Origin of the sequence: Kitasatospora brasiliensis (assembly GCF_032654805.1) — a bacterium.
In the GTDB taxonomy this organism is placed as follows: Bacteria; Actinomycetota; Actinomycetes; order Streptomycetales; family Streptomycetaceae; genus Kitasatospora; species Kitasatospora brasiliensis.
This window is the reverse complement of record NZ_JAUOOW010000004.1, coordinates 684,954-710,362: the sequence shown is the minus strand read 5'-3', so window position 1 is coordinate 710,362 and position 25,409 is coordinate 684,954. Positions and strand designations below refer to the sequence as shown.

The 25,409-nt window shown below is 73.8% G+C and carries 21 protein-coding genes and 2 pseudogenes; 15 read left to right on the top strand and 8 right to left on the bottom strand.

The genetic code is table 11. The annotated features are described in order from the left end of the window. The first annotated feature begins 7 nt into the window (after window positions 1–7). Entirely contained in the window at window positions 8–1,342 is a 1,335-nt protein-coding gene (locus QWJ13_RS19420) for an NAD(P)/FAD-dependent oxidoreductase (protein ID WP_316525930.1), read from the top strand. 34 nt (window positions 1,343–1,376) lie between these two features. On the opposite strand, the gene QWJ13_RS19415 is transcribed toward QWJ13_RS19420, so the two are convergent. Beyond that, complete coding sequence (locus tag QWJ13_RS19415) at window positions 1,377–2,297, bottom strand: ATP-grasp domain-containing protein (protein WP_316525929.1); 921 nt, start codon at window positions 2,295–2,297, stop codon at window positions 1,377–1,379. A gap of 252 nt (window positions 2,298–2,549) precedes the next feature. Between QWJ13_RS19415 and QWJ13_RS19410 the strand changes: the two genes are divergently transcribed. After that, window positions 2,550–4,151 (top strand): ABC-F family ATP-binding cassette domain-containing protein, encoded by a 1,602-nt coding sequence (locus QWJ13_RS19410; protein ID WP_316525928.1) that lies wholly within the window; start codon window positions 2,550–2,552, stop codon window positions 4,149–4,151. A 76-nt stretch (window positions 4,152–4,227) separates the two neighbouring features. On the opposite strand, the pseudogene QWJ13_RS19405 reads toward QWJ13_RS19410, so the two are convergent. Further along, window positions 4,228–4,652, bottom strand: a pseudogene (locus QWJ13_RS19405) (SAM-dependent methyltransferase); the annotation flags it as partial. Window positions 4,653–5,099: 447 nt separating this feature from the next. On the opposite strand from QWJ13_RS19405, the gene QWJ13_RS19400 reads away from it, so the two are divergent. From QWJ13_RS19400 to QWJ13_RS19390, 3 genes are all read left to right on the top strand, one after another. Then, the gene (locus QWJ13_RS19400; RefSeq protein WP_316525927.1) at window positions 5,100–5,462 is read left to right on the top strand and encodes a hypothetical protein; all 363 of its coding nucleotides are present in this window, start codon (window positions 5,100–5,102) and stop codon (window positions 5,460–5,462) included. A gap of 65 nt (window positions 5,463–5,527) precedes the next feature. Then, window positions 5,528–6,172: a TetR/AcrR family transcriptional regulator gene (locus QWJ13_RS19395; RefSeq protein WP_316525926.1), complete on the top strand. Its 645-nt coding sequence runs from the start codon at window positions 5,528–5,530 to the stop codon at window positions 6,170–6,172. Then, the gene (locus QWJ13_RS19390; RefSeq protein WP_316525925.1) at window positions 6,169–6,807 is read left to right on the top strand and encodes a VC0807 family protein; all 639 of its coding nucleotides are present in this window, start codon (window positions 6,169–6,171) and stop codon (window positions 6,805–6,807) included. Before QWJ13_RS19395 ends, QWJ13_RS19390 begins: the two co-directional genes overlap by 4 nt. A 120-nt stretch (window positions 6,808–6,927) precedes the next feature. Here the strand turns inward: QWJ13_RS19390 and QWJ13_RS19385 are convergent, their stop codons facing one another. The 4 genes from QWJ13_RS19385 to QWJ13_RS19370 form a co-directional block, all read right to left on the bottom strand. Beyond that, window positions 6,928–8,148 carry a glycosyltransferase gene (locus QWJ13_RS19385; RefSeq protein ID WP_316525923.1) on the bottom strand — a complete coding sequence of 407 codons (1,221 nt, stop codon included), beginning with the start codon at window positions 8,146–8,148 and terminating at the stop codon, window positions 6,928–6,930. Continuing rightward, a complete protein-coding gene (locus QWJ13_RS19380) occupies window positions 8,145–8,939 on the bottom strand; it encodes a MerR family transcriptional regulator (RefSeq protein ID WP_316525922.1) in 795 nt (264 codons plus the stop codon). Before QWJ13_RS19380 ends, QWJ13_RS19385 begins: the two co-directional genes overlap by 4 nt. 113 nt (window positions 8,940–9,052) lie before the next feature. Continuing rightward, window positions 9,053–10,171 (bottom strand): DUF6745 domain-containing protein, encoded by a 1,119-nt coding sequence (locus QWJ13_RS19375; RefSeq protein ID WP_316525920.1) that lies wholly within the window; start codon window positions 10,169–10,171, stop codon window positions 9,053–9,055. 128 nt (window positions 10,172–10,299) lie between these two features. Next, window positions 10,300–10,626, bottom strand: coding sequence for a DUF8820 family protein (locus QWJ13_RS19370; RefSeq protein WP_316525919.1), 327 nt, complete (start codon window positions 10,624–10,626; stop codon window positions 10,300–10,302). A 201-nt stretch (window positions 10,627–10,827) separates the two neighbouring features. Between QWJ13_RS19370 and QWJ13_RS19365 the strand changes: the two genes are divergently transcribed. The 7 genes from QWJ13_RS19365 to QWJ13_RS19335 all read left to right on the top strand — a co-directional run bounded on the left by QWJ13_RS19365 (window position 10,828) and on the right by QWJ13_RS19335 (window position 18,529). Then, window positions 10,828–11,805, top strand: a complete 978-nt coding sequence (locus QWJ13_RS19365) for an STM4015 family protein (RefSeq protein ID WP_316525918.1) — start codon at window positions 10,828–10,830, stop codon at window positions 11,803–11,805. 49 nt (window positions 11,806–11,854) lie between these two features. After that, window positions 11,855–12,796, top strand: coding sequence for an STM4015 family protein (locus tag QWJ13_RS19360; protein WP_316525917.1), 942 nt, complete (start codon window positions 11,855–11,857; stop codon window positions 12,794–12,796). Window positions 12,797–12,811: 15 nt separating this feature from the next. Then, window positions 12,812–13,936, top strand: coding sequence for an STM4014 family protein (locus QWJ13_RS19355; protein ID WP_316525916.1), 1,125 nt, complete (start codon window positions 12,812–12,814; stop codon window positions 13,934–13,936). Between the two features lie 29 nt (window positions 13,937–13,965). Then, window positions 13,966–14,808, top strand: a complete 843-nt coding sequence (locus tag QWJ13_RS19350) for an STM4013/SEN3800 family hydrolase (RefSeq protein WP_316526030.1) — start codon at window positions 13,966–13,968, stop codon at window positions 14,806–14,808. After that, entirely contained in the window at window positions 14,805–16,139 is a 1,335-nt protein-coding gene (locus QWJ13_RS19345) for an STM4012 family radical SAM protein (protein WP_316525915.1), read from the top strand. Before QWJ13_RS19350 ends, QWJ13_RS19345 begins: the two co-directional genes overlap by 4 nt. Beyond that, entirely contained in the window at window positions 16,136–17,086 is a 951-nt protein-coding gene (locus QWJ13_RS19340; RefSeq protein ID WP_316525914.1) for an STM4011 family radical SAM protein, read from the top strand. Before QWJ13_RS19345 ends, QWJ13_RS19340 begins: the two co-directional genes overlap by 4 nt. A 285-nt stretch (window positions 17,087–17,371) precedes the next feature. Continuing rightward, entirely contained in the window at window positions 17,372–18,529 is a 1,158-nt protein-coding gene (locus QWJ13_RS19335; RefSeq protein ID WP_316525913.1) for a class I SAM-dependent methyltransferase, read from the top strand. 190 nt (window positions 18,530–18,719) lie between these two features. On the opposite strand, the gene QWJ13_RS19330 is transcribed toward QWJ13_RS19335, so the two are convergent. Both QWJ13_RS19330 and QWJ13_RS19325 read right to left on the bottom strand, forming a co-directional pair. Continuing rightward, a complete protein-coding gene (locus QWJ13_RS19330; protein ID WP_316526029.1) occupies window positions 18,720–21,398 on the bottom strand; it encodes a ligand-binding sensor domain-containing protein in 2,679 nt (892 codons plus the stop codon). 258 nt (window positions 21,399–21,656) lie between these two features. Further along, a complete protein-coding gene (locus QWJ13_RS19325; RefSeq protein ID WP_316525912.1) occupies window positions 21,657–22,367 on the bottom strand; it encodes a rhomboid-like protein in 711 nt (236 codons plus the stop codon). Window positions 22,368–22,819: 452 nt separating this feature from the next. On the opposite strand from QWJ13_RS19325, the gene QWJ13_RS19320 reads away from it, so the two are divergent. The 3 genes and pseudogenes from QWJ13_RS19320 to QWJ13_RS19310 form a co-directional block, all read left to right on the top strand. After that, on the top strand, window positions 22,820–23,095 hold the full coding sequence (locus tag QWJ13_RS19320) for a hypothetical protein (RefSeq protein WP_316525911.1): 276 nt from the start codon (window positions 22,820–22,822) through the stop codon (window positions 23,093–23,095). A gap of 250 nt (window positions 23,096–23,345) precedes the next feature. Then, window positions 23,346–24,758 carry an argininosuccinate synthase gene (argG, locus tag QWJ13_RS19315; protein WP_316525909.1) on the top strand — a complete coding sequence of 471 codons (1,413 nt, stop codon included), beginning with the start codon at window positions 23,346–23,348 and terminating at the stop codon, window positions 24,756–24,758. 190 nt (window positions 24,759–24,948) lie between these two features. Continuing rightward, window positions 24,949–25,398 (top strand): annotated as a pseudogene (locus QWJ13_RS19310) (GAP family protein); the annotation flags it as partial. Between the last annotated feature and the right edge of the window lie 11 nt (window positions 25,399–25,409).

Here is a 25,409-nt window from a genome sequence, read left to right as displayed (position 1 = left end):
GCGTTCCATGACTTCTTCGGAGAGCACCCCGGGGCGGGGTACAGCGGTGGTGGTCGGTGGCGGGCTCGCGGGGATGGCGGCCGCGTGGGCGCTGCGCGGGTTCGCCGAGCGGATCGTCGTGGTGGAGCGGGACCGGTACCCGGCGGGGACCGAGTTCCGGGCCGGGGTGCCGCAGGGGCGGCACGCCCACCTGGTCCTGGAGGCCGGGCACCGGCTGCTGGAGGAGATGATGCCCGGCATCCGGCAGGAGCTGGCGGACGCGGGCGCGCGGCGGGTGGCCGCCTCGGACGTCAAGTGGCTCTGCTCCGCCGGGTGGCTGGCCGAGTACCCGGCGCGGATGAGCTTCCTCTCCTGCACCCGGCCGGTGCTGGACGCCCGCGTCCTGAACCGGGTCCGCACCGATCCCACGATCGAGATCCTGGAGGGGACGGACGTGGTCGGGCTGCTCGGCTCGGCGACGGCGGTGACCGGAGTGAAGGTCCGCGAGCGCGGCCGGGAGCGCCGCGAAGTCCGGGAGATACCCGCCGAGTTGGTGGTGGACGCGGCGGGCCGCTCGACCTCGCTGCCGAAGTGGCTCGCCGAGCTGGGCTGCCCGCCGGTGCCCGAGGAGCGGGTGGACGCGGGCGTCGCGTACGCCTCCCGGATCTTCCACCAGCCCGCCGGCTCCGACCTCGGCGACAGGGCCGTCTACCTCCAGACCAAGGCGCCGGACGCGCGGCGGATGGGCGTGCTGCTGCCGGTCGAGGGCGACCGCTGGATCGTCAGCCTCGCCGGGATGCGCGGCGCCGAACCGGCGAGCGGCGAGGAGGGATTCACCGAGCACCTGGGCCTGCTGCGCGATCCGATGCTGCGGGACGTGCTGCGGGGCGCCGAACCGGCGGGCGAGGTGCGGGGCTTCCTGCCCGGCCCGGGTGTGCGCCGGCACTACGAGCGCAGCAGCCCGGACGGCCTGGTGGTGGTCGGCGACGCCGCGAGCACCTTCAACCCGGTGTACGGGCAGGGCGTCACCGTCGCGCTGTTCTGCGCCCGGGAGCTGCGCCGCACCGCGAAGCGGCACGGCGGCATCGGGCACGCCATGGCGCGGGCCGCGCGCAGTGCCGTCGCCGCGGCGTCCAAGATGCCGTGGATGATCTCCTGCGCCGAGGACGCCCGCTTCGGCGCCACCACCGGCGCGCCCTCCGGCGCCCTGATCGGGCTCCAGCACCGCTTCTTCGACAAGGTGCTGGCCGCGAGCACCCAGGACACGGCCGTCACCGAGGCGTTCCACGAGGTGATGTCGCTGGTGGCGCCGCCGTCGCTGCTGTTCCGGCCGTCGGTGCTCAGGGTGGTGCTGCGGAGCTGAGCCCTCGGGGCGGTTCGGCGGTCGCGACCGGGCATCAGTCGGTGAGGTGTGCGGCGACGTACGGCAGGGCCACCTGCTCCAGGTCGCGCAGGCCGAAGGCGGGGTGGACGTCGACCCCGAGGACCACCCCGCCGCTCTCGGCGGCGAGGTCCACGCCGACGAGGTCGAGCCCCAGGGACGCGGCCGCCGCGACGGCCGACCGCGCGAGCCCCTCCGGCAGTTCGCCGTAGTCCAGCGGCCTGGAGACGGCGCCCCGGCGCTCGCCGCAGGGCCTGTCCGGATCCGCCTGGACGTGTTCGACCACCCTGACCACGCTCCCGTGCAGGACCACCACCCGGTACTGGTGGCGGCGCCCGTCCGGGAGGACGTTGCGGGCGTCTCGGGTGATCAGCCAGTCCGCCCCGGCCCGCGCGTAGTGCCGCGCGGCGGCGGCGAGCCGGGTGCGGGTGGTGACGTGGAAGACGTCGTCACCGCCCGTCCCGATCCGGGGTCGGGCCCAGACGTCGCCGCCGAGTTCCGCGAAGGCCTCGGCGGCGGCCTCCGGGCTCGGCCGGGAGAACACGGTGCCGGGCATGTGCGGCACGCCGTCGCGGACGAAGCGGGCGAGGGTGGCGTCCTTCTCGGTGGCCGCCCGCCAGGCCTCGGCGTCACTGCCCAGCGAGCGGGCAGCGCACCCGCGCAGCCGCCGCTGGCAGTCCGCGAACGCGCGGCGCCGGTGCGGTGGGACCTCGTAGACGATCACCGTGTCGGCGCTCACGGCCCGGTCGTCGGCCATCAGTCGGATCCCGCCCGCGTCGTCGGGCTCGACCAGGCCGCTGCCGCCGGTCATGAAGTGCCGGGCGTCCAGCTGCACGGGCTCCCGGCCGGTCAGCATCCGCGCGGCGGCGGCCAGCACCTGTCGGCTGCCCTCAGTCGAACTGTGATCGGTCAGGAGTACGAGGTCGCGTCGGCGCATGCCGACATGGAAGCGAATAAGGCATGGCCACGACAAGTCGCCCGCGCGCCCCGCAAGGCGAAGGCATCCCTCGACTCGGACGCGCCCCGCGATTCGGATGCGCCCCGCGATTCGGATGCGCCCCGTAATTCGGATGCGCCCCTTCCGCCCGGCCGATAGCCTGCCCCACATGTCTACGCCCCGAATTTCCTAGCCGACGGACTCACTCCCACGCCACCCGTGTGTCCGTTAGCCATTTCGGAGCGTTATCCCATGATCACCACCCGTGGTGTCGACGTGCGCGTCGGCGCCCGTCTACTGCTGTCCGACGTCACCCTGCACATCGCCCCCGGCGACCGGATCGGCCTGGTCGGCCGCAACGGCGCCGGCAAGACCACCCTGCTCGCCACCCTGGCCGGGCAGCTGGCGCCCGCCGCCGGCACGGTCACCCGGACCGGGGCCGTCGGCTACCTCCCGCAGGACTCCCGCGCCGCCGACCCCTCGGTCAGCGTCACCGACCGCATCCTGTCCGCCCGCGGCCTGGACACCGCCGTCCGCGCCCTGCGCGCCGCCGAGAGCGCGATGGCCCGCGCCGGGTCGCCCGCCGAGGAGCGCCGGACGATGGACGCCTACGTGCGGGCCGAGGCCGGATTCCAATCCCGGGGCGGCTACGCCGCCGAGGCCGAGGCGGCCCGGGTCGCCGCCGGACTCGGCCTGCCCACCCGGGTGATGGACTCCCCCGTCGGCACCCTCTCCGGCGGCCAGCGCCGCCGGGTCGAACTGGCCCGCATCCTGTTCGCCGACCACGGCACCCTGCTGCTGGACGAACCCACCAACCACCTGGACGCCGACTCCGTCACCTGGCTGCGCGGCTTCCTCGCCACCCACCAGGGCGGACTGGTGCTGATCAGCCACGACCTCGGGCTGCTCGCGGAGACCGTCAACCGGGTCTTCCACCTGGACCCCCAGCGCGCCGCGATCGACGTCCACAACACCGGCTGGCAGGCCTACCTGACCCAGCGCGCCGCCGACGAGCGCCGCCGCACCCGGGAGCGGGCCAACGCCGAGCGCAAGGCCTCCGCGCTGCACGCGCAGGCCGACCGGATGCGGGCCAACGTCGCCACCGCGACCAGCGCCCGCAGTATGGCCCGCCGGGCCGACCGGATGCTCGCCGAGCTGGAACCCGTCCGGCAGGCCGAACGCACCGCCCGCATCCGGTTGCCCGAGCCCGCCCCCTGCGGCCGGATGCCGCTCGGTGCGATCAGCCTCGCCAAGTCCTACGCCGGCCGACCCGTCCTGACCGGCCTGGACCTGGCCGTGGACCGCGGCAGCCGGCTGGTCGTACTCGGCCTGAACGGAGCCGGCAAGACCACCCTGCTGCGCATCCTGGCCGGCCGGGAGACCCCGGACTCCGGCCGCGTGGTGCCCGGCACCGGACTGCGGCTCGGCTACTTCGCCCAGGAGCACGACACCCTCGACCCGGCGCTCAGCGTGCGCGACAACCTCGCCCAGGCCGCCCCCGCCCTCACCGACGGCGAACTGCGGCACGTGCTCGGCGCGTTCCTCTTCCGGGGCGACGACGCCGACAAACCGGCCGGCGTGCTCTCCGGCGGCGAGAAGACCCGGCTCGCCCTGGCCGCCCTGGTGCACTCCGGTGCCAACGTCCTCCTGCTGGACGAGCCGACCAACAACCTCGACCCCGCCTCCCGCGCGGAGGTCCTGGCGGCGGTCGGCACCTACCCGGGCGCGATCGTGATGGTCACCCACGACCCGGGCGCCATCGAGGCCCTGCGACCGGACCGCGTGCTGCTCCTGCCGGACGGCGACGAGGACCTCTGGCACGACGCGTACCTGGAGCTGGTCGCACAGTCCTGAGGTCCGCCGCCCGCCCGCCCACCGGCCCCCTCCCGGCGGGCGGGCGGCGCTGCGGCGATCACCGCCTGCCTGTCGGCTACGGCTTGCGGGCCTCGATCAGGAAGCGCGCCGAGTGGGGGACGAAAGGGCCCTCGTCGCGGATCAGCGCGTCCAGCTCACGCAACCGGTCTCGGTACCCGGCCACGGTGAAGCCCGGGACCATCCAGATCATCTTGCGCAGCAAGTACACCACCGCGCCGATGTCGCGGAACTCCATCCTCAGCCGCTCGGAGCGCGGGTCCACCACCTCCAGCCCGGCCGCCCGCGCCTCGGCACCCTCCCGCTCGGGGGCGACGGCCCTCCCGCGCCTGCGGCTGGGGGCCGAGGAGGTACTCGACCAGCTCGAAGCCGGACGCCGGGCCCACGTGCTGGGCGAAGGTAGGTGCCGCCAGGGCGCAGCACCCGGGCGATCTCCGTCCACCAGGCCCGCACCGGGTGCCGACTGCCGACCAGGTCGCCGTCCACCGGCGCGGACTCGGCCTCGGCGATCAGCTCTTCGAAGGTGCGCATGCCCGCGTCATGGCGGCGACGGTACCGCAGGGCCGGCGGATGTCTCCTCCGGCACCCGTGCCATGTCCCGGCCCCCTGCGATGGCCCCGAAAACCGGTGCTCCGCACCGGGGCGGCCGGTCCAGGATGGCGCCGTGGCGAACGGCCCGGCCCCACACCTCCGGGCTCGGTTGCCCTGCCGCCCCTGCGCCGTTCCCACCGACGACCCCGTGGAGACCTGCCGCCATGAGCCAGTCCGACCTCGGTCGCTTCTACGACGATTTCACCGACGACTACCACCTCCTCTACCCCGACTGGAACGCCCCCCTCGCCCGCCAGGGCGCGGCGTTGGACGCCCTGATCCGCACGCACCTCGGCGACCGCCCCGCCGAGGTGGGACGGCCGCACCGCGCTCGGCGAGATGCGGCGGGTCCTGCACCCGGGCGGACTGCTGCTGGTCACCACCCGCCCGTACGACGAACTGCGCCGCGACCGCCCCGCCTCCACGGCGCCGCAGACCGCCGAGCACGGGGGACGACGGTCCGTCATCTTCCAGCTCTGGCAGTGGCACGAGGACGGCGAACGGTACGACCTGGAGCTCTTCCGGCTCCTGCCGGACGACACCGGGCAGTGGCGGGTCGCGGTCCGTCGCTCCACCTCCTGGGCGCTCACCCGGGGCCAGTTGAGCGCCTTCGCCACCGAGGCGGGCTTGGCCGGCATCCGCTGGGAGCAGCCCGCCGACACCGGCTTCTTCCAGCCGGTCCTGATCGCCCGGGCGCCCTGAGGTCCGTCGGCACCGGCCACGGCGCTTCACACTCGAAGTTTGCCGATCCGTGTTAATTTTTACTCATGCGAGTAAATCCTGACCCCGCTCCGGCCGGCCACAGCTCCGGCCGGAGCCTCACCACCGATGCCCGACGCACCCAGATCGTCGCGGCCACCATCGAGACGGTCGCCGAACTCGGCTACGCCCGGGCCTCGTTCGCGCAGATCGCCAAGCGGGCGAAGCTCTCCAGCGTCCGGCTGATCTCGTACCACTTCGAGGACAAGGAGGACCTCTTCCGAGCCCTCGTCGGCACCGTCCAGGAGGCGGCCCAGGCCTTCATGCGGCCGCGCATCCAGGCCCGCCCCGAACCCGCCGCACAGCTGGCCGCCTACATCGAGGCGAACCTGGAGTTCCTGGCGGAGCACCCCGTCGAGGTGCGGGCCCTGGTGGACGTCCTCGCCAACGCCCGTAGGGAGGACGGCAGTCCGCTGGTCAGCTCGGCGAGCTTCGACACCCCGGTGGCGCTGCTGGTCGAGCACCTGCGCAACGGGCAGCTCAGCGGAGACTTCCGGCCGTTCGACGCCGAGGCGATGGCCACCGCGATCCGCGCCTCGATCGATGCGGCCGCCAACCGGCTGTCCGCCGGGGACGACTTCGACGCCCGCGCCTACGGGCGCGAGCTGGTCACCCTGTTCACCCTCGCGACCAGGAACGAGGAGGCGAAGTGACCCTCCACGCCGCCCCGCGCCGCGCCGCCGCCCTATTACCCCTGCTGATCGACCTCGGCCTGCCGCTCGCCGTCTACTACGGGCTGCGCACGGCGGGCGTGGACCAGTGGTGGTCGCTGCTCTGGTCCGCCGCCGTACCTGCCGTCACCGTGGTGGCACGGCTGGTCCGGACCCGCCGCGTCGACTTCCTGGCCCTGCTGGTCCTCAGCATGATCGTGCTCGGCCTGGCGCTCTCCGCCCTCACCGGAGACCCCCGGACCCTGCTGATCCGCGAGGCCTGGACCGGCATGCTCGGCGGACTCGTCGGAATCTGGTTGTTGGCCTCGGTCGCCTACGGCCGCCCGGCCCTGATGGTCGTCTTCCGCTCCTTCGTACGGGCCAAGGCCGGCGAGGACGGGCTGCGCGCCTGGGAGGGCCGCTGGGAGCAGGACGCCGCGTTCCGTCACGGCGTCCGGGTGCTCACCGTGGTCTGGGGCGCGGCCAGCCTGCTCAACGCCCTTGCCCAGTTGGCCTTCGCGTACCTCCTGCCCATCGATGCCGCCCCGGCGGCGATGAACCTGAGCTGGCCGGTGATCGTCGTACCGCTGCTCCTGTTCCACCTCGTGTACACCAAGCGCCACGGCCTGCGGGCCTGAGCGGAACGGACCGGATCCCTGACCCGCGAGACCGCCGGAACCACCGGGCCTGCCGAGCCGGTCCAGACCGCCGAGCCCGCCCCCCTGGCCTGAGGCCCCCGGCGGTCCGCCCCGTCTCCCCTATCCGCCCAACGCCACCACCGCCTCCGCGACCCGCCCCACGCCGTCCTCCTTCGCCATCGCGCGGGCCGACTCCTCCGCCCGCTCCCGCAGCCGCTGCTCCGCGACGGCCTGACGGATGGCCTCCGCCAGCCGGTCAGCGGTCAGGTCGGCGAACCGGACCGGGGCGGTGGCGGCTCCGAGCCTGGTGAGCCGGTCGGCCCAGAAGGGCTGGTCCGCCGTCACCGGGACGGGGACGCTCGGCACTCCCGCGCGCAGCGCGGCGGCAGCCGTACCCGCACCCGCGTGGTGCACGACCGCTGCCATGCGCGGGAACAGCCGGGCGTGCGGCAGTTCGCCGACCGTCAGCACGTCGTCGCCCTCCCCGGCGATCCCGGCCCAGCCGGCCTGCACCACGCCCCGGACGCCGGCCCGCCGCAGGGCCTCCACCGCCAGGGTGCTCAGCCACTCGCCGTGCCCCGCCGCCATACTGCCGAAGCCGACGAACACCGGCGGCGGCCCAGCCTGCAGGAAGTCGTCGACCGCGGACGGCAGCTGGTAGCCGTCCGCCACGTGCGGCCACCAGTTGCCGACCACCCGCAGTCCCGGCCGCCAGTCGGCCGGGCGTGGCAGCAGGCTCGGGCTGAATCCGTGCAGCACCGGCCAGTCCGCCCGCTCCACGGCCCGCCGACGGGCCGTCTGCGCCAGTGCCGGGAGGCCGAGCCGCGACCGCAACCGGCGTGCGGCCTCGGTGTGCAGGCGGTCGACGACCCGCTGGCCGAGCGCCCCGGCCACCCGGTTGCCCCAGCCGCCCAGTGAGCGGCCGCCGCCGACGACCGGCGGGAACTCCCTCGTCGGCAGGGTGGGTTGCAGGTAGACCCCCATGCTGGGCACCCCCATGGCCTCCGCGAGGTGCCAGCCCAACGGCGCGGTGGTGGTGCTCAGCAGGAGCAGGTCGGCTCCGGGCGCTGCGGCGTCCGCCAGCCCGTCGCCCAGCTGCCCGATGAACGCGGCGGCCCGCGCGAGCAGGTCGGATCGCCCGCCGGTCGGCCCCCCGGTGCCCGCCCCGCGCGGGTCGACCGGGAGCGGCCGGAAGTCGAGACCGCTGTCGGTCACCAGCTCACGGAAGGTCTCGGGCGCCGCGAGCGCGACCTCGTGCCCCGCGTCGCGCAGGTGGGCCCCGAGCCCGGTGTAGGGGGCGACGTCGCCGTGCGAGCCTGCGGCCATGACGAGGATCCTCATCCGGTCACCTCCGGTCCGCTCGCGGTGTGCCGCTCGGCGTTGGCGCCGATCGCGGCGCGGAGGTAGCCGGCCAGTCCCGGGCGCTGCTCGGCCGGCGGGACGACGAGGGCGAAGGCCCTGGCGTCCGCCTCGTAGTCGTCGGCGATCCGGCAGTGCATCTCCGGCGGGCAGGGCGTGAACCACCGGGCGATGTGCCGCCGGTGCTGCTCGGCGAGTTCCAGCACCGCCCGGTGATCGACCGGCAGCCCCTCGTCGAAGGCCTCCAGCAGCCGGCCGCGCCACTCGGCGGCCTCCGCCATCAGCCGTTGCCAGTCCTCCTTGGAGTGGGAGGCGGCGCGGGCCAGCGCCTCCTGGTGGCTGTCCCGATCACCCCACTTGAGGTGGGCGTCGGCGGCGTAGCTGAGGTCGAAGACGACGTCCCCGAAGACCTCGAAGCGTTCCTCCGGGGTCAGCTCGACCCCGGTGCGCTGGACCTCGATGGCCCGTTCGGCGACGTCGACCAGCTTCTGCAACCGGGTGATCTGCTCGGTGAGGGCCTGTCGTCTCGCCAGCAGGTGGTCGAGCGCGTTGGCCTGCGGGTCCGCCAGGATGTCGGCGATCTCGTCGAGCGGGAAGCCGAGCTCCCGGTAGAAGAGCACCTGTTGGAGCCTGGCGAGGTCCGCGCCGTTGTAGAGCCGGTAGCCGGCCGGGCTGCGCTCACTGGGCGAGAGCAGCCCGGACCGGTCATAGTGGTGCAGGGTCCGGATCGTGACTCCGGCGAAGCCGGAGACTTGTCCCACTGACCAGCTCATGCGTCCCTCCGATCATCCGTGCGTTCGCTGCGCCCCACCGTGCGGCCTGACGTGGGGTAAGGGTCAACACGCGCAGTTCGGGGGCCTGCTCCGGATGCGGTGAGGCGCCGGGATCAGGTCTCGCGCTGCGGGTGGTAGGCGCTCTCGGGTATGCCGAAGGTCCAGGCGACCCCGGCGCGCGCGGTGCGGGTGGCCGGGGGGACGCGCAGCCAGTAGGTGCGATGGGTGCCGTCCGGTTCGGGGGTGGAGTTGACCACCTCGACCATCACCACCGGCTCGTCGTCGGGCAGGACGATCCGCCAGAGCACACCGGTCTCGTCCCGGTGGACGGGCTCGGCGCCGGAGTCGGCGAGGTACCGCTCGTAGCCGTAGTGCTCCAGCAGGACGCGGCGCAGTTCGGCGTTCTCCTCGGTGCGGATCCGTTCGACCGTCACCTCGGCCAGGCCGGCCAGGAACTCCGGCGGGACGGGCATGCCGCGCCAGGCGTGCAGGGCGAAGCCGTCGGCGTACTCCAGGGCGGGCCCGTCCGCCCGGTCGAGCCGCCCGGCCTCGTCGCGGTGCAGGGCGCTCGGCCGTTCGCTGAGCAGGGCCACGCCCTGGTACGGCCACCACCAGCCGACCTCCCGGGCGAGCTCGGCGAGTGGTGCGACGGCGTCGGCACTCGCGCCGACGGCCTCGAAGGCGGCGAACCACGGCGCGTCGTGCTGGCCCCGCACGGCGTCCAGCAGGGCGAGCCGGACGGTGGTGCGCCGGGCCCGGGCCTCCTCGGCCGCGGCGGCGTCGGCCTCCCCGTCGGCCTCGGGGGCGAGCCGGTCGAGCACCGCGTTGCGCAGCCGGTCGGCGAGCGGGGTGGTGACCGGGCCGAGTTCACCACCGGTGAGCGCCCAGTGGCCCGCCCATCCGGTGGTGCCGACCCGCTCCACGGCCCGTCGCCGGGCCTCCTCCCAGGGCCGGGTGCGCACGGCCTCGCGTACGCTCTCCGCACCGGCGGCCCGCAGCTCCAGCGCCGCCTCGGTCGCGGCGAGCGGCGAGCCGAACCAGCGGATCGCCGCGGGCTCGGGCAGCCCGGCCGCCCGGTAGGCGGCCCGGACGGCGCGTTCGGCCACCGCCCGGTCGCCCGCGCCGGTGGCCGCCGCGGCCGCCCGCCAGCGGGCCGTCACCCCGGCCGGCCCGGGCAGCGCCCGTGCGTGCGTCCGGTCGCCGTGGACCTCGTCGTGGATCGCCGTCTCCATCCCTGCTCCGTTCCCGGTCGGGCTCCCCGCCCGCCGTCCGTTCCCGTTCCGTGCCGCGGCCCCGGCCGCGTCCTGCCCCGCTGCCCCGCTGTCGCCCGCCGACCCCCGTACGGCGGGCGGAGCGGTCGTCAGTCCGCGACCATCCGCACCGCGCCCGGCACGTACTCGCGCTGGCGGACCACCCGGTACCAGCCCTTGGGCAGCGATATCGCCGCGTGCTCCTCGTGCACCACCCGGCCGCCCTCGGGCAGGTGCAGCCAGCCCGCGCCGAACGGCCCGGTCTCGCGGCGCAGCTCGCCGGGGCCGACGACGGCGTGCGCGTGCCCGGTGACCTCGCCGAGCGCCAGCACCATCCGGCCCCGCACGTCCCGGGGCTGCGCGGCGAGCTCGGCCGCCCGCGGCGGTACCGCGCTCTCCTCGACCGGCACGATCAGCACATCGCCCTGGCGGTACATCAGTCCTCCCTCGCCGTATGGCCGGACCCCGGCGGGCGCCGGAACCCATGGCTCCGCCGCGTCCGCCGCGGTCACTCTCCGGAGCCAGGACCCGAACATAGAGCAAGGGTCTGACAACGCGCCCGGGCGGCGCCCCGGCCGCCGGATTGTCAGTCCCTGCTGGTAGACAGTTGTTCGGCCCAGACCCCAGAGGAGCAGCGCATGACTGTCAACGCCCACATCGAGCGGTTCCACGGCCTTCCCGTCTTCGACTTCGTGGAGGCTCTGGAGGAGGCCGAGGAGAAGGGCGGCTCCGGCGCCGTCCGGCTGCCGGAGGCGGACGCGGCCGCCTGGCGGATCAAGCTCGACTACGAGTCCGAGGCGACGTTCGTGGAGCGCTGGGAGCAGTTCCTGGGCGCCGTCGACACCGCACGCGTCACCGCCCTGGTGATCGGCCAGTGGTCGCCGGAGGAGCCTGGCAGCTTCCGGGAGCCGATGGAGGCGATCGTCGCCGCCGCCGGTCGGCTGCCCGCCCTGCGCGCGCTGTTCGTCGGTGACATCACCTACGAGGAGTGCGAGATCTCCTGGATCCAGCAGTGCGACATCACTCCGCTGCTCACGGCCTTCCCGCAGCTGGCCGAGCTGGTGGTGCGCGGCGCCTCGGAAGACTGGGACGGCAAGGGTGGTCTGGCCCTGGCGCCGCTGCGGCACGAGGCGCTCAAGGCGCTGCGCTTCGAGGCCGGCGGCCTGCCGGGCGCGGTCGTGCGGTCGGTGGCCGGCTGCGACTTCCCGGCCCTGGAGCGGCTGGAGCTCTGGCTGGGCGTGGACAACTACGGCGGCGATGCGACGATGGCCGACCTCGAACCGTTCCTGGCCGGCACCCGTTTCCCGGCGCTGCGCCACCTCGGGCTCCAGAACAGCGAGTTCCAGGACGACATCGCCGCCGCCGTGGCGCACGCCCCCGTGGTCGCCCGGCTGGAATCGCTCAACCTCTCCATGGGCGTGCTGACCGACCAGGGCGCCACCGCCCTGCTGGAGGGCCAGCCGCTCACCCACCTGCGCTCCCTCGACCTGCACCACCATTACCTCACCGAGGAGATGCAGCAGCGCCTGCGCCAGGCCCTGCCCGAGGTCCGGGTCGACCTCTCCGAGCCCGGCAAGCCCGACGACCAGTGGCGCTACGTCGCCGTGGCCGAGTAGCCGTCAGCGCCCCGCCTCCGCCAGACCGACCTACCCACCGGGATCCGCCATGACCATCGCCCGCCACATCGAACGCTTCCACGACCTGCCGGTCCATGAGTTCGTCCCCGACGACACCCGGCCGCGGCCCGCCGCCGACGCCGTCGCCTGGCGGCTCGCCCTCGCGTACCGCTCCGAGCAGGACTTCGCACAGCTCTGGCAGTCCTTCCTGCGCGATGTCGACCCGGCCGACGTACGCGCCCTGGTGATCGGCCCCTGGTGGGACTGGGACAAGGGCTACGACTCCGTTCGCCCCGTGATCGAGGTCCTCACGGCCGAGGCCCGGCGGCTGCCCGCCCTCGAAGCGCTGTTCCTCGCCGAGGTGACGTTCGACGAGTGCGAGGTCTCCTGGCTGGTGATGGACGACGTCACTCCGTTGCTGGCCGCCTTCCCGACGCTGACGTCGCTGACCGTACGCGGCGGCACGGGCCTCGGCCTGGACCCGGTCCGGCACGACGCGCTGACCACCCTGCGCATCGAGTCCGGCGGGCTGCCCGCCGCCGTGGTCCGCGCGGTGGCCGGCTCCGAGCTGCCCGCGCTGGAGCACCTGGACCTCTGGCTCGGCGTGGACGAGTACGGCGGGGACGCGACGATCGACGACCTGGCGCCGTTCCTGGACGGCTCCCGGCTGCCGAAGCTGCGCCACCTCGGTCTGGCCAACAGTGAGTTCCAGGACGAGATCGCCGCCGCCCTCGCACACGCCCCCGTGGTCGCCCGGCTGGAGTCGCTCGACCTCTCCATGGGCGTGCTCTCCGACGAGGGCGCCACCGCCCTGCTGGAGGGCCAGCCGCTCACCCACCTGCGCTCCCTCGACCTGCACCACCACTACCTCACCGAGGAGATGCAGCAGCGCCTGGGCGACGCCCTGCCCGGGGTCGCGCTCGACCTCAGCGAGGCCGAGGGCGACGACATGGACGACGAGGACGACCGCTACGTCTCGGTCGCCGAGTAGGCGGGTGGCAGAACGATGACTGTGCAGCTGACCGTTCTCGGCAATCCGGGCCACCGCCGGGTGACGCTGTTCGCGGCCGCGGCCAGGGCCGCCGGGCTGCCCGAGCCCGCCGTCCTGCCCTGGCTGGACGTGCTGCGCGGCCGGTACCGACTGCCCGAGGGAGGTCTGCTGCGCATCGAGTCGCCCGGCGAGGAGCCCGAGGTCGACCGGCTGCTGCGCGGTCCGGTACTCGGCCCCGGCTACGCGCCGACCAGGGTCGAGGGCACGGCCGCCTGGTACGCGGGGATCATGGCCGCGCTGCGCGGGCTGGCCGCCCGGCCGGGCGTTCGGCTGCTCGGCGATCCGGAGGAGATCGCGGTGATGTTCGACAAGCGCCGGGCGCACGCGCTGCTCGCCGGAGCCGGGGTGCCGGTGCCCAGGGCACTCGGCGGCGAGGTCGCCGGCTGGGAGCACCTGCGCGAGCGCCTCGCCGCGGCGGGGCTGCGCCGGGTCTTCGTCAAGCCCGCGCACGGCTCCTCCGCCTCCGGGGTGATGGCCCTGGAGTTCGGGCCGCGCGGGCAGCTGCTGGCCACCACCTCGGTTGAGCTCGCCGACGGTCGGCTGCACAACTCACTGCGGGTGCGCCGCTACCGCAGCGAGCGGGAGGTCGCCGCGATCGTGGACGGCCTGGCGCCGGACGGACTGCACGTCGAGCAGTGGATCCCGAAGGCCTCGCAGTCCGGCCGGTCGGCGGACCTGCGGGTCGTGGTGGTCGCCGGCCGGGCCACCCACGCCGTGGTGCGCACCAGCGGCCAGCCGATGACCAATCTGCACCTCGGCGGCGCCCGGGGCAGCATCGAGCAGGCCCGGGAAGCGGCTGGTCCGGCCTGGCCCGCCCTGGTGGAGACGGCCGAGCAAGCGGCGGCCTGCTTCCCCGGCTCGCCGATGGTCGGCGTCGACGTCCTGCCCACGGCCGGCTGGCGGCGCGCCCTGGTCGGTGAGGTGAACGCCTTCGGCGATCTGCTCCCCGACCTCACCGGCCTGCCCGGCGGCCCCGCCGAGGGCCTCGACACCTACGGCGCCCAAGTCGCCGCGCTCACCGTCCCCTCCCCGTCGTCGCCGTCGGCGACGGACCACCAGATCACGGAATCCGCCCGATGAACCACCAGACCACCGCCCCGGCCCCCGACATGAACGCGGTCGTGGGCACCCACGACCTGCTGCTCGTCACCCTCGACACGCTCCGCTTCGACGTCGCCGAGGAACTGGCCGCCGCCGGCCGGATCCCGAACCTCGCCGCCGTCCTCCCGGGCGGCCGCTGGGAGCGCCGGCACTCGCCGGGCAGCTTCACCTACGCCTCCCACCAGGCGATCCTGGCCGGCTTCCTGCCCACGCCCGCCTCCCCCGACGGCCCGCACCCACGCCTGTTCGCGGCCCGTTTCGCCGGCTCCGAGAGCACCGCCCCGCGCACCTGGGTCTTCGACGCCCCCGACCTGCCGACGGCCCTGGCCGCGTCCGGGTATCGCACGGTGTGCATCGGCGGCGTCGGGTTCTTCAACCGGCAGGGCCCGCTGGGCTCGGTGCTGCCCGGCCTCTTCCAGGAGAGCCACTGGGCGCCCGAGCTGGGGGTGGCATCGCCGACGTCCTTCGAGGAGCAGGTCGCCCGGGCCGAGCGGGTCGCCGCCGAACAGCCCGCCGAGCAGCCGCTGTTCCTGTTCCTGAACGTCTCGGCGCTGCACCAGCCGAACTGGTTCCACCTGCCCGGCGCCACCCGCGAGCACGGGGACTCCCGGGCCAGCCACGCCGCCGCCCTGGAGTACGTGGACGCGCACATCGGCCGGTTGTTCGCCGCGATGAGCGCCCGCCGCCCCTGCTTCGCGATCGTCTGCTCCGACCACGGCACCGCATACGGCGAGGACGGCTACACCGGGCACCGGATCGGCCACGAGGTCGTCTGGACGGTCCCCTACGCGCACTTCACCCTCCCCGCCCGCACGGCGCAGGCCGCCGCGACCTCCGAGGAACGCGCATGACCGCCGCGCCCCCGCTCTCCGACTCGCCGTACCAGTCGTACGTCTACGCGTACCCCCACAAGACGGCCTACCGCCCGCTGCCCGAGCGCCCGCTGCTGCGCGAGCTGTGGGCCGGTGAGGCGCAGCACGCGCTCTCGCTCTACCTGCACATACCGTTCTGCGAGGTCCGCTGCGGCTTCTGCAACCTGTTCACCCGGATCGGCAGCCCCGAGGGCCTGACCACGGCCTACCTGGACGCCCTGGAACGGCAGGCCACGGCGGTGCGCGCCGCGCTGGACGAGGGTGCCCGGTTCGCGCTGGCCGCGTTCGGCGGGGGCACCCCCACCTATCTGACGGCCGCCGAGTTGGAGCGGCTGTGCGACATCGCGGAGCGGCGGATGGGTGCCGACCTGCGGGCGATACCGCTGTCGGTGGAGGCCTCGCCCGCCACCGCGACGGCCGACCGGCTGGAGGTGCTGGCCGCCCGGGGCACCACCCGGCTGAGCCTCGGAGTGCAGTCCTTCGACGACGCCGAGGCGCGTTCCGCCGTCCGCCCGCAGAAGCGGGCCGAGGTGGAGGCCGCCCTCGGCCGGATCCGCGCGGCCGGGTTCCCGGTGCTCAACATCGACCTCATCTACGGCATCGACGGCCAGACCGAGGCGAGCTGGCTCCGCTCGCTGGACGCCGCGCTCGCCTGGCAGCCCGAGGAGCTGTACCTCTACCCGCTGTACGTCCGCCCGCTCACCGGCCTGGCCCGGCGCGGCGAGCAGGAGAGCCCCGCCGCCTGGGACGCGCGCCGGCTCGGGCTCTACCGGGCCGGCCGCGACCACCTGCTCGCCCACGGGTACCAGCAGGTGTCGATGCGGATGTTCCGCCGCGTGGCCTCCCCGCAGGCCGGGGCGAGCGAGTACGCCTGCCAGACCGACGGCATGGTCGGCCTGGGCTGCGGCGCCCGGTCCTACACCTCGCGGCTGCACTACTCCTTCGACTACGCGGTGAACGCCACCAAGGTGCGCGGCATCATCGACGACTACGTCGCCACCGCGGACTTCGACCGTGCCCAGGTGGGCCTGTGGATGGACGGCTCGGAGCCGCGGCGGCGCCATCTGGTGCAGTCGCTGCTCCAGGCCGAGGGCCTGCCGCTGGCGGACTACCGGGACCGGTTCGGCAGTTCACCGGCCGAGGACTTCCCGGCCGAGCTGGCCGGGTTCGCCGAGCGCGGCTGGCTCGCCGAGGGCGACGCCGCTCTCCTGCGGCTCAGCCCCGAGGGGCTGGCGCACTCGGACGCCGTCGGGCCGATGCTGTTCTCACCCGAAGTCATGGCGCGGATGGCGGAGTACGAGACGAAATGACCTTCCTCGGCATGCCCTCCCGCGGGCCCGGACCTTCGCTCGACCCCACATCGGTACCCACGCCGCCGCTCAAGGACGGCGCGCGGGACCTCACCCTGCTGTACCGCGGTCCACTCGCCTCCTGCGACTACGACTGTCCGTACTGCCCCTTCGCCAAGCGGCGCGACAGTCCCGGGCAACTGCGGGCCGACCGGGCCGCGTTGGAGCGCTTCGCCGACTGGGCCGCCGGGCGCGCGGGCACCGGCGACACCCTGTCTCTGCTGTTCACCCCCTGGGGCGAGGGGCTGGTGCGCTCCTGGTACCGCCGCGCGCTGGTCGGGCTGAGCCACCTGCCGCACGTCCGTCGCGTGGCGATCCAGACCAACCTCAGTTGCCGCACCGGCTGGCTCGCCGAGGCGGACCTCGGCGCCCTGGCCCTCTGGGTGACCTTCCACCCCGGCCAGGTCACCCTCGACCGCTTCCTCGCCAAGTGCCGCGAGCTGGACGCGCTCGGCGTGCGCTACAGCGTCGGTGTGGTCGGCCTGCCCGAGCACCTCGCCGAGGCCCGCCGGCTGCGCGCCGAGCTCGCCGAGGGCGTCTACCTGTGGGTCAACGCCGCCGAGGGCCTGGACTACACCGACGCCGAGGCCGCCCGATGGACCGCGCTCGACCCTCACTTCGGCTACAGCCGGCATGCCCACCCCAGCGCCGGGCTGCCGTGCCGCACCGGCGAGTCCGTGCTGTCGGTGGACGGTGACGGCACCGTGCGCCGCTGCCACTTCGTCCGGGACGCCCTCGGCAACCTCTACGACGGCAGCTACCGCGCCCGACTGCGGCCGCGCAGCTGCCCGTTGCCGGTCTGCGACTGCCACATCGGCTACGTCCACCTGGAGACGCTGCCGCTGTACGAGCTGTTCGGCGCGGGGGTGCTGGAGCGGGTGCCGCACCACTGGCCACCGGGCCGGTGATAAATCGGTTGCCATCCGGCCACTCTGTGTGAAAGCGTACGAACAACCGCGCAGGACCGGCAAGTTCGGAAGGGAGGCCCGCAGATGATCAGTGGCATACGGCTCGCCGTCGTGCCGGGCCTCGTGCTCGGTGACTCCCCGGCTCGCGCTTCGACGCGTGAGCCGCACCCGGCCTGACGCCCGCGCCCGCCGTCCCGGCGGCGCCACCGCCCGACGCGCCAGCTGCTCACCTCCTCGTCGAAGCGCTCTTCGTGCCCCTTGCACGTTCGACCACGAGGAGCTCCGGTGTCCGACACCCACCGGCCCAGCACAGTCACCCTGCCCACCCTCTCCGCCCTGCCCGCCCCCTGGCACAGCGAGAACGGCACGCCCGCACCACGTCGCCTGATCGCCGCCGACGACACCCTTCGCGCCGAGGCCGCCTATCGGCTGGTCTGCGAGGGGACCGCCCTGCTCTGGCGGGGCGACTACCCCGGCGCGCTCCGACTCCTGCACGCCATGCGCCGCCGCGCCGAGCGGCGCCGGCCCCGATCCGCACCCGATTGCCCGGCCGAGGCCTTCCGGCAGCACCGACGGGAACGCGCCCGCCTCGCGCGCGTCCTCGGCCTGCTGCTGGTACCGCTCGACGCGGATCACCGCGTCCGGCTCCATCGGGCGCCCGACGTCCGCGAGGCCTGCCTGGCGGCCTACGGACCGCTCCTTGACAACAGAATCGTGTCCCTGCGCGAACTCCTCGGTGTGATCGGCGCACACCAGTGGCGCATCAGGGGTGTCGAAGTTCCGGCCCTCGGCGCCCACATCCACCCGCACTACGGGGTCTTCTCCCCCGTCCGCGGCGAGTACGTCGACCTCGTCGCCCGGACGCCGCTTCCCCAGGCCGCCCTGGACCACCCCACCGCCTACGACCTCGGCACCGGTACCGGGGTGCTCGCCGCGCTCCTCGCCCGGCGCGGCCTGCGCAAGGTCCTGGCCACCGACACCAGCGTGCGCGCGCTCGCCTGCGCCCGCGACAACGCCCACCGCCTCGGTCTCACCGAGCGCATCGAGACCGCCGGCAGCGGCCTCTACCCGCCCGGCCGCGACCGGGTCGCCCTGGTCGTGTGCAATCCCCCGTGGCTGCCCGGCCGGCCGGGCTCCGCCCTCGACGAGGCCGTCTACGACCGGGACGGCCGGATGCTCCACGGCTTCCTCGACGGACTGGCCGACCGTCTACTACCCGGCGGCGAGGGCTGGCTCATCCTCTCCGACCTCGCCGAACACCTCGGCCTGCGGTCCCGTGCCGATCTGCTCGACGCCGTCTCCGGAGCCGGACTGCGCGTGACCGGACGCCTCGACACCGCCCCCCGTCACCCTCGCGCCACCACCCCCGGCGGGGCCGACCCGCTCCTCCGGGCCGCCCGCGCCGCCGAGGTCACCTCACTCTGGCGGCTCGCCCCCGCATGACCTCCGGCCGTCTCGTGCGCGCGGCCTGGTCCCGGGACAGCGGGGGCAACATCCCCTGCCCATACCTGCGCACCGGCCGGTAGCCACGCCTTCGGCCGCAAAGCCGTTGCCCGGCCCGCTCGTTGGGAGCGGACCGGGCAACGACACCGGTCGGGGGCGGGCAGCAACCCGTTACCCGAAGACCGGTCGGTCAGTCATCCGTCTCGTCGTAGCGCCCGTGGCCGAGACGGTGCAGGTCGAAGGACCAGATGCCCCGCCCGAAGGTGGCGGCGTAGAGCTTGCCGTCCGGGCCGACCTTCAGCTGCTGCACCGCGGTGGTGGGCAGGTTGCGGCCGAGGACCCGCCAGTCGGTGGTGCCGGGCGCACGGTAGAACGCGGCGAGGTCGGTGCCCAAGGCCAGCCCGCCGTTCGGCAGGATCTTGACCGAGGTGGCGGGGACGTCCGGCAGGTTGGCCGAGATGTCGGTCCAGGTGGCGCCACCGTCACGGGTCTCGAAGAGGTGGCCGACACCCGCCCCGGGGCCCTCGGTCCAGGTGCGCGAGAAACCGTTGAAGGCGACGAGGACATGCTGGGCGTCGTTCTCGTCCACCGCGAAGGAGGAGATGTAGCGGTTCGGCAGCGTACCGTCGACCGGCAGGTCGAGCTGGTGCCAACCGGTGCCGTCGGTCTTGCCCACCGCGATGCCGCGGCTGAAGCCGACGTTGTTGCACGGACCGCACCAGCCCGCGTACACCGTGCCGTTGACCGTCGCCACCGCCGTGGCGACGTGGCCCTTGCCCAGGTCGTAGGCACTGGTCCACTCGCTGCCGCTGCGGATGGCGTAGCCCTTGTGCTGCACCCAGACGTGCTGGCCGCCGGCGATCCAGGTGTTGCCGTCCTTGGGGTCGGCGGTGATCGGCGCGATGAAGCGCGCGGCGCTGGTGTCCTTGTCCGGCGGGGCGACCTCGTAGGAGGTGGCCTTGCTCGGGTCCTTCGTCCAGCTGCCGTCGTTGGTCGCGCAGTTCTGGGTGACCCAGATGTCGAGGTAGACGTACTCCTCGGCGATGTTGCAGCCGTTGGCCGGGTCCACGATCGTGTCGGCGCCGTCGCCACCGAAGTCGGAGCCCATCACCTTGTCGTGGGCCCGCAGGATCGACTCACCGTTGTCCTGGAGGCCACCGCTGACGATCACGCCCCGCCCGGAGCGGTCCGCCGGGTCCTTGCCGACGCCGACCGAGTAGTACTGGAGGGTGTCGATGGTGCCGTCGTTGAGCGGCGTCCAGTCCTTGGCGTGCCCGTAAGCGTCCAACTGCCCGTTGCCGGGGCGGCGGTAGACACCGCCGTCGTTGCCGACGTAGACGTTGACCTGGCCCTGGTAGCTGCCGAAGGCGACGGCGTGCTGGTCGGAGTGGGTGGTCGGCGAGCAGTCACCGGTCTGCTTGGCCGGGTCGATGCTCCAGCACGGGAAGCCGTTGTTCCAGTACGGCCCGACGGTGTCCCACTTGGCCCCGCCGTCCTTGGTCTCGAAGACCTCTTCGAGGCCTGCGTAGACGTGGTCCGGGTTGGCCGGGTCGACCTGGAGGAACTGGTTGTACCAGGCCTGGATGCCGGGCTGGTAGCCCTCGTCCTGGAGCGCGGAGCCGGAGTTCCTCAGCTTCTCCTTGTCCGCGACCACCGTCCACGGCCCGAACGGCGAGCCGGACTTGGAGACGTAGATGCCCTTGAGACCGGTGTCCGGGTCGGTGGCCATGACCTCCGGCGACTGGTCGATCGCGTAGTAGCGCGAACCGTCCGCCGAACGGGCGAAGGTCACGTTGCCGACGTTCGCCGCGTCCGTCGGCAGGTCGCCGAGCGAGCCGACGCGCTGCCAACTGCCGTCCGCGGCCTTGCTGTAGAAGCCGTTGTAGCTGTCGCCGCTGCGCCAGCCGACCGCGAGGACGACCTTGCTCGGGTCCTTGGGGTCGATCGCGATGTCGTTGGCGATGTTCTTGTACGGTGCGGCCGGGTCACCGGCCTTCGCACCGCCCGGCAGGTACTCCGGGTTCGGCGCGAACTCCTGCTTCCACGGGCCGGAGAGGTCCGTCGCGGAGTGGCTCCACACGCCCCGGCTGGTGGCCGCCCAGACCCGGCCGCCGCCGAAGCGCAGCGCGTGGATGATGGTGGACTCCAGCTCGGCGCCGCCGACCCGGTTGCCGGGCTGGAACTGGCCGTGCCGGGGGTCGCCGAGCACGTACACGCCGGTGCCGACGTAGGAGGTCGCGCCGGTGTTGGACTCGCCGGTGGCGTACCAGAGCCGGCCGCCCTCGTCGAGGTCGAGGGTGCCGGTGGACAGCGTGGGCAGCTTGTCCGCGATCGGCTCCCAGTGCCCGCCGCCGGTGCGGGAGCGGAACACGCCTCCGTTGGCGCCGCCCGCGTACACATAGCCGTTGCTGTCGGCGGCGAGGCCGGTGATCCGGCCCGTCACCAGGCCGGCTCCGCCGCTGGAGTTGGAGTTGACGTCCCGGTAGCGCGGGTCGTCGGAGTTGTACGGCTTGTCGGTCACGTGGTCCCAGTCGCCGCCGGTGCGCGGCATGGACTGGAGCTGCGCCCAGGCCGCTCCGTAGGCACCCGGCGCGACCACACCGGGGGCGGTGCGGGCCTCGGTGTACTGCGCGGTGCCCTCGGCGGAGTTCTCCGCCTCGTCCCCGCCGTCTCCCTCCGCCTCGATCTTCGGGCTGAGGCTCGGAGCAGCAGCGCTCGCGGCGGCCGCGCCGTGGACCTTCTTGGCGTGGTTCTTGCCGACGTCCGCCTGGTGCCGGACCTGCCACGGCTGCTGTTGCGGCGACACCGTCGGCGCGGCGAACGCCTGGGTGGTGGTCAGTCCGATCACGGTGAGTGTGACGGCGCTCATCAGCAGCCGTCGTCGTTGCCTGGTGGGCACGGTTCGCGGTCCTCCCCTGGGGCCGGTCGCGCGGTCGCGCGCACTCGGCGGAAACAGGGGAAGCCTGCTGGGCCCGCCCGGCCAGGGGAAGAGCCGCACGGTAAGAATTCGGTAATAGCCTTACGGTTACGGACAGTTGGCATTCACAGAATGTCCAGCCATGACCGCGCGGGCGACCGGGTGCGACCGCACCAGGGCCCGGCGCCACCCGTCGTCACGAACCGCCGCTCACCGCCCGCGGGCCCGCCGCCAGAGCGTGCGCGCCGAGGCGACCGGGTCGAACGAACCCGGGCGGTCCCGGGTCAGCGGATAGCAGGCGAACCCGATCAGCGCCGCGCTGAAGTGTCCGATGCTGGTGTAGTCCCGGCTCTGCTCCACACCCAGCCCGTAGACCACCAGCACCCCCACGGCGTACAGGTACCGCCAGGGCCGCACGATCAGGTAGGTGAGCACCGCGACCACCCCGGCCAGCGCGTAGCTGACGCCGTAGTCCAGGGTGTAGACGGCCCTCGGTGAGACCAGCCCCCGGTGGATCGCCCAGCCGAGCACCCCCTCGCTGAGGTAGGTGGCGCCGACGTGCGCCAACGCCGCCACCGAGATCCAGCGCAGCGTGCCGAGCCACCGTTCGGCGGGCACGTGGAAGAGGTTGTACAGCAGGAAGTAGGACAGCCAGCCACCGCCCGAGATCCACAGCGCGCTGGCCACCAGGACGCGGAGCGGAGAGACCTGGAGGTGGTGGAGGTTGGTCGAACGGCGCTCCAGGATGCGGTCGGCGGTCGCCGGATCGACGTGCCGGATCACCTGTGTGGTGAGGAGCAGGATCGCCAGCCAGAGGTAGGTGCCCGGCGCGCGCCGCATGTAGGCCCACACCGCACGGGCGGCCCGCGCCCACCAAGGCCGCCGGTGCGCCGCGGAGCCCCTGGCGGTGCTGCCGGCCATCGGCGCCTCCTCGACACTCCTCCCCATCCCCTCACCCTCACCCCCGCCCGGCCCCGCCGCCACCTGCCGCTCCGGCCTCGCCGCACGGGCGCCCCGCCTCCCCCCGCCCCACCTCTCCCGCCCCCTGCCTCTTCCCGGCCCGGGCGACCAGCCGACCGTTCACGTCCGCCGGCGCTTCGACCGTCCCGGTCATGCTCCCGGCCCCGGTCCCCGGCCACGCACCGGGTGAGCCGGTACCGGGAGCCGTCGAGCAAGGGCACCAGGCACCAGGAGCGATCGCCTCGCGACGAGGACACCGACGGGCCCCGCCACTTCCCGCCGTCCGGCGCTGAGAGCCGCCGCCCGGCTGCGGCTCACCGCGGCGTACGTCCTGCTGCTGACCGTGACGGCCTGGTGGCTGGCGAGCCAGAGCCGTGCCGAGCGGGCCCGGTTCGTCCGGCACCGAGGGCTCCATGTGGGTGATGGTGTCCGCCCGCATCCCCGGCGCGCTCTCCGGGGCCCGGGACGTGGGCATCAGCTACGGACTGGTCGCCACCGCAGCCTGCCTCCTCCCGCTCGGCCCGCGCCCGCTGCGCCGCTACGGGCTGCCGGCGCTCGCCCTTGCCCTGGCCACCGCCTGGGTCCTGGACCAGCAGGTGGCCGACGCCGGCCATCTGGTCCCACTCGGGCTGGGCGCATTCGCCTCCCGCACCGCCTGGCTGCACACCCGGGCGCCCGCACGGCGTTGACCCGGGACAGCCACAGCCGACCACCCAGCCGCCACGCCTAGCACCCAACACCGCCTCCAGCCAGCCGAGTTGGCCGCTTCACCGATCGCGTGACGCCACCCCCGCAAGGGCCCTTCACCATCCCGGCGACCGCATGCCCTTGCATTCCTCTGCAAATCTATGCCAGAGTTCGGGCATCGGATCGATCACGCCGAATTCCGTCACACATCGCTAGTCAGGGGCCCGCTCCTCGCGGGTCAAGGGTGCATCCATGTCGAAGGTTTTGAGCAAGCTTCCGGTCGGTGAACGGATCGGTATCGCATTCTCCGGCGGGTTGGACACCTCCGTCGCCGTCGCATGGATGCGCGAGCACGGTGCCTTCCCGTACGCCTACACGGCCGACATCGGCCAGTACGACGAGCCGAACCTCGCCGACGTCCCGGCCCGGGGCCGCGCGTACGGCGCCGAGCAGGCCCGCCTGGTGGACTGCCGGGCCTCGCTGGTCGAGGAGGGCCTGGCCGCCCTCGCCTGCGGCGCCTTCCACATCCGCTCCGCCGGGCAGACGTACTTCAACACCACCCCGCTCGGCCGCGCCGTGACCGGCACCCTGCTGGTACGCGCCATGCAGGAGGACGGCGTCTCCATCTGGGGCGACGGCTCCACCTACAAGGGCAACGACATCGAGCGGTTCTACCGCTACGGCCTGCTCGCCAACCCCAACCTGCGGATCTACAAGCCGTGGCTGGACCAGGCGTTCGTCGACCAGCTCGGCGGCCGCAAGGAGATGTCCGAGTGGCTCGCCGAGCGGGACCTCCCGTACCGGGACTCCGCGGAGAAGGCCTACTCCACCGACGCCAACATCTGGGGCGCCACCCACGAGGCCAAGCGGCTGGAGTACCTGGACGCCTCCCTGGAGATCGTCACCCCGATCATGGGCGTGGCCTTCTGGGACCCCGAGGTCGAGATCCAGACCGAGGACGTCACGATCGAGTTCGAGTTCGGCCGCCCGGTCCGGATCAACGGCCAGGAGTTCGCCAGCGCCGTCGACCTGGTCCACGAGGCCAACACCATCGGTGGCCGGCACGGTCTGGGCATGTCGGACCAGATCGAGAACCGCATCATCGAGGCCAAGAGCCGCGGGATCTACGAGGCCCCCGGCATGGCGCTGCTGCACATCGCCTACGAGCGGCTGCTCAACGCCATCCACAACGAGGACACCATCGCCACGTACCACACCCAGGGTCGGCGGCTCGGCCGCCTGCTGTACGAGGGCCGCTGGTTCGATCCGCAGTCGCTGATGCTCCGGGACAGCATCCAGCGCTGGATCGGCCACCCGGTCACCGGCAGCGTCACCCTGCGGTTGCGGCGTGGCCAGGACTACTCGGTCATCGACACCCAGGGCCCCAACTTCAGCTACCACCCCGAGAAGCTGTCGATGGAGCGCAGCGTCGACGCCGCGTTCGTCCCGGACGACCGGATCGGCCAGCTGACCATGCGCAACCTCGACATCGCCGACTCGCGCAGCAAGCTGGAGCAGTACGCGGTGCACGGCCAGCTGGCGCCGTGGAGCGGTCTGATCGGTGAGCTCTCCCCGGGCGGCGCCGCCCCCATCGCGGCCGGCAACGGTGACGAGGCTGACCCCACCGCGCTCGACCACGCGGCGATCGAGTCCGGCACGGACTGACGCCTCCTGCCCACGGAGGGCCGTCGCACCCAGGGTGGTGCGGCGGCCCTCGCCGATTCTCCCCGACCCGTCTCCGCCCGTCTCCGCCCGTCCCCGGCTCGCGTCCCGCGCGGCCCGTCCAGCCCGTTCCCTTCCCATCCTCACCCGGATGGCGGAACCGGCCGTGCGTGGCCCGTCCGTCGGTAGCTGAATGGCGGACGGCGCCCGGCGACGGGGAAGGCAGGTCCGGGGGATGGGCGAGGCGATCGGCCCGATGCCGGCCTCGGCGATGACGGTCGCGCTCAGTCCGCTGCCGCTGATCGCCGTCCTCCTGATCCTCGCCCCACCGCGCGGCCGGGCCAACGGGATCGCCTTCGCGGCCGACTGGGTGCTCGGCCTGGCCGCGGTGGCGGGCGCCGTCGTGGCCGCGGGCAGCGTGCTGGGCCCCGTCCACACCATGGCGACCTGGCCGTCCCGGCTGAAGCTCGCCCTCGGCGCCCTGCTCCTCCTGCCGGCCGCCCGGCAGTGGCGCGAGCGGCCGCAGCCCGGCCGAGTCACCGCACCACCGGCCTGGTTGCTCTCGATCGACCGCCTGACCGCCGTCCGGTCCGCCGCAGTCGCCGTGGTCCTGGTCTCGGCCCACCCGAAGACCCTGATCCCGCCCGTCGGGGC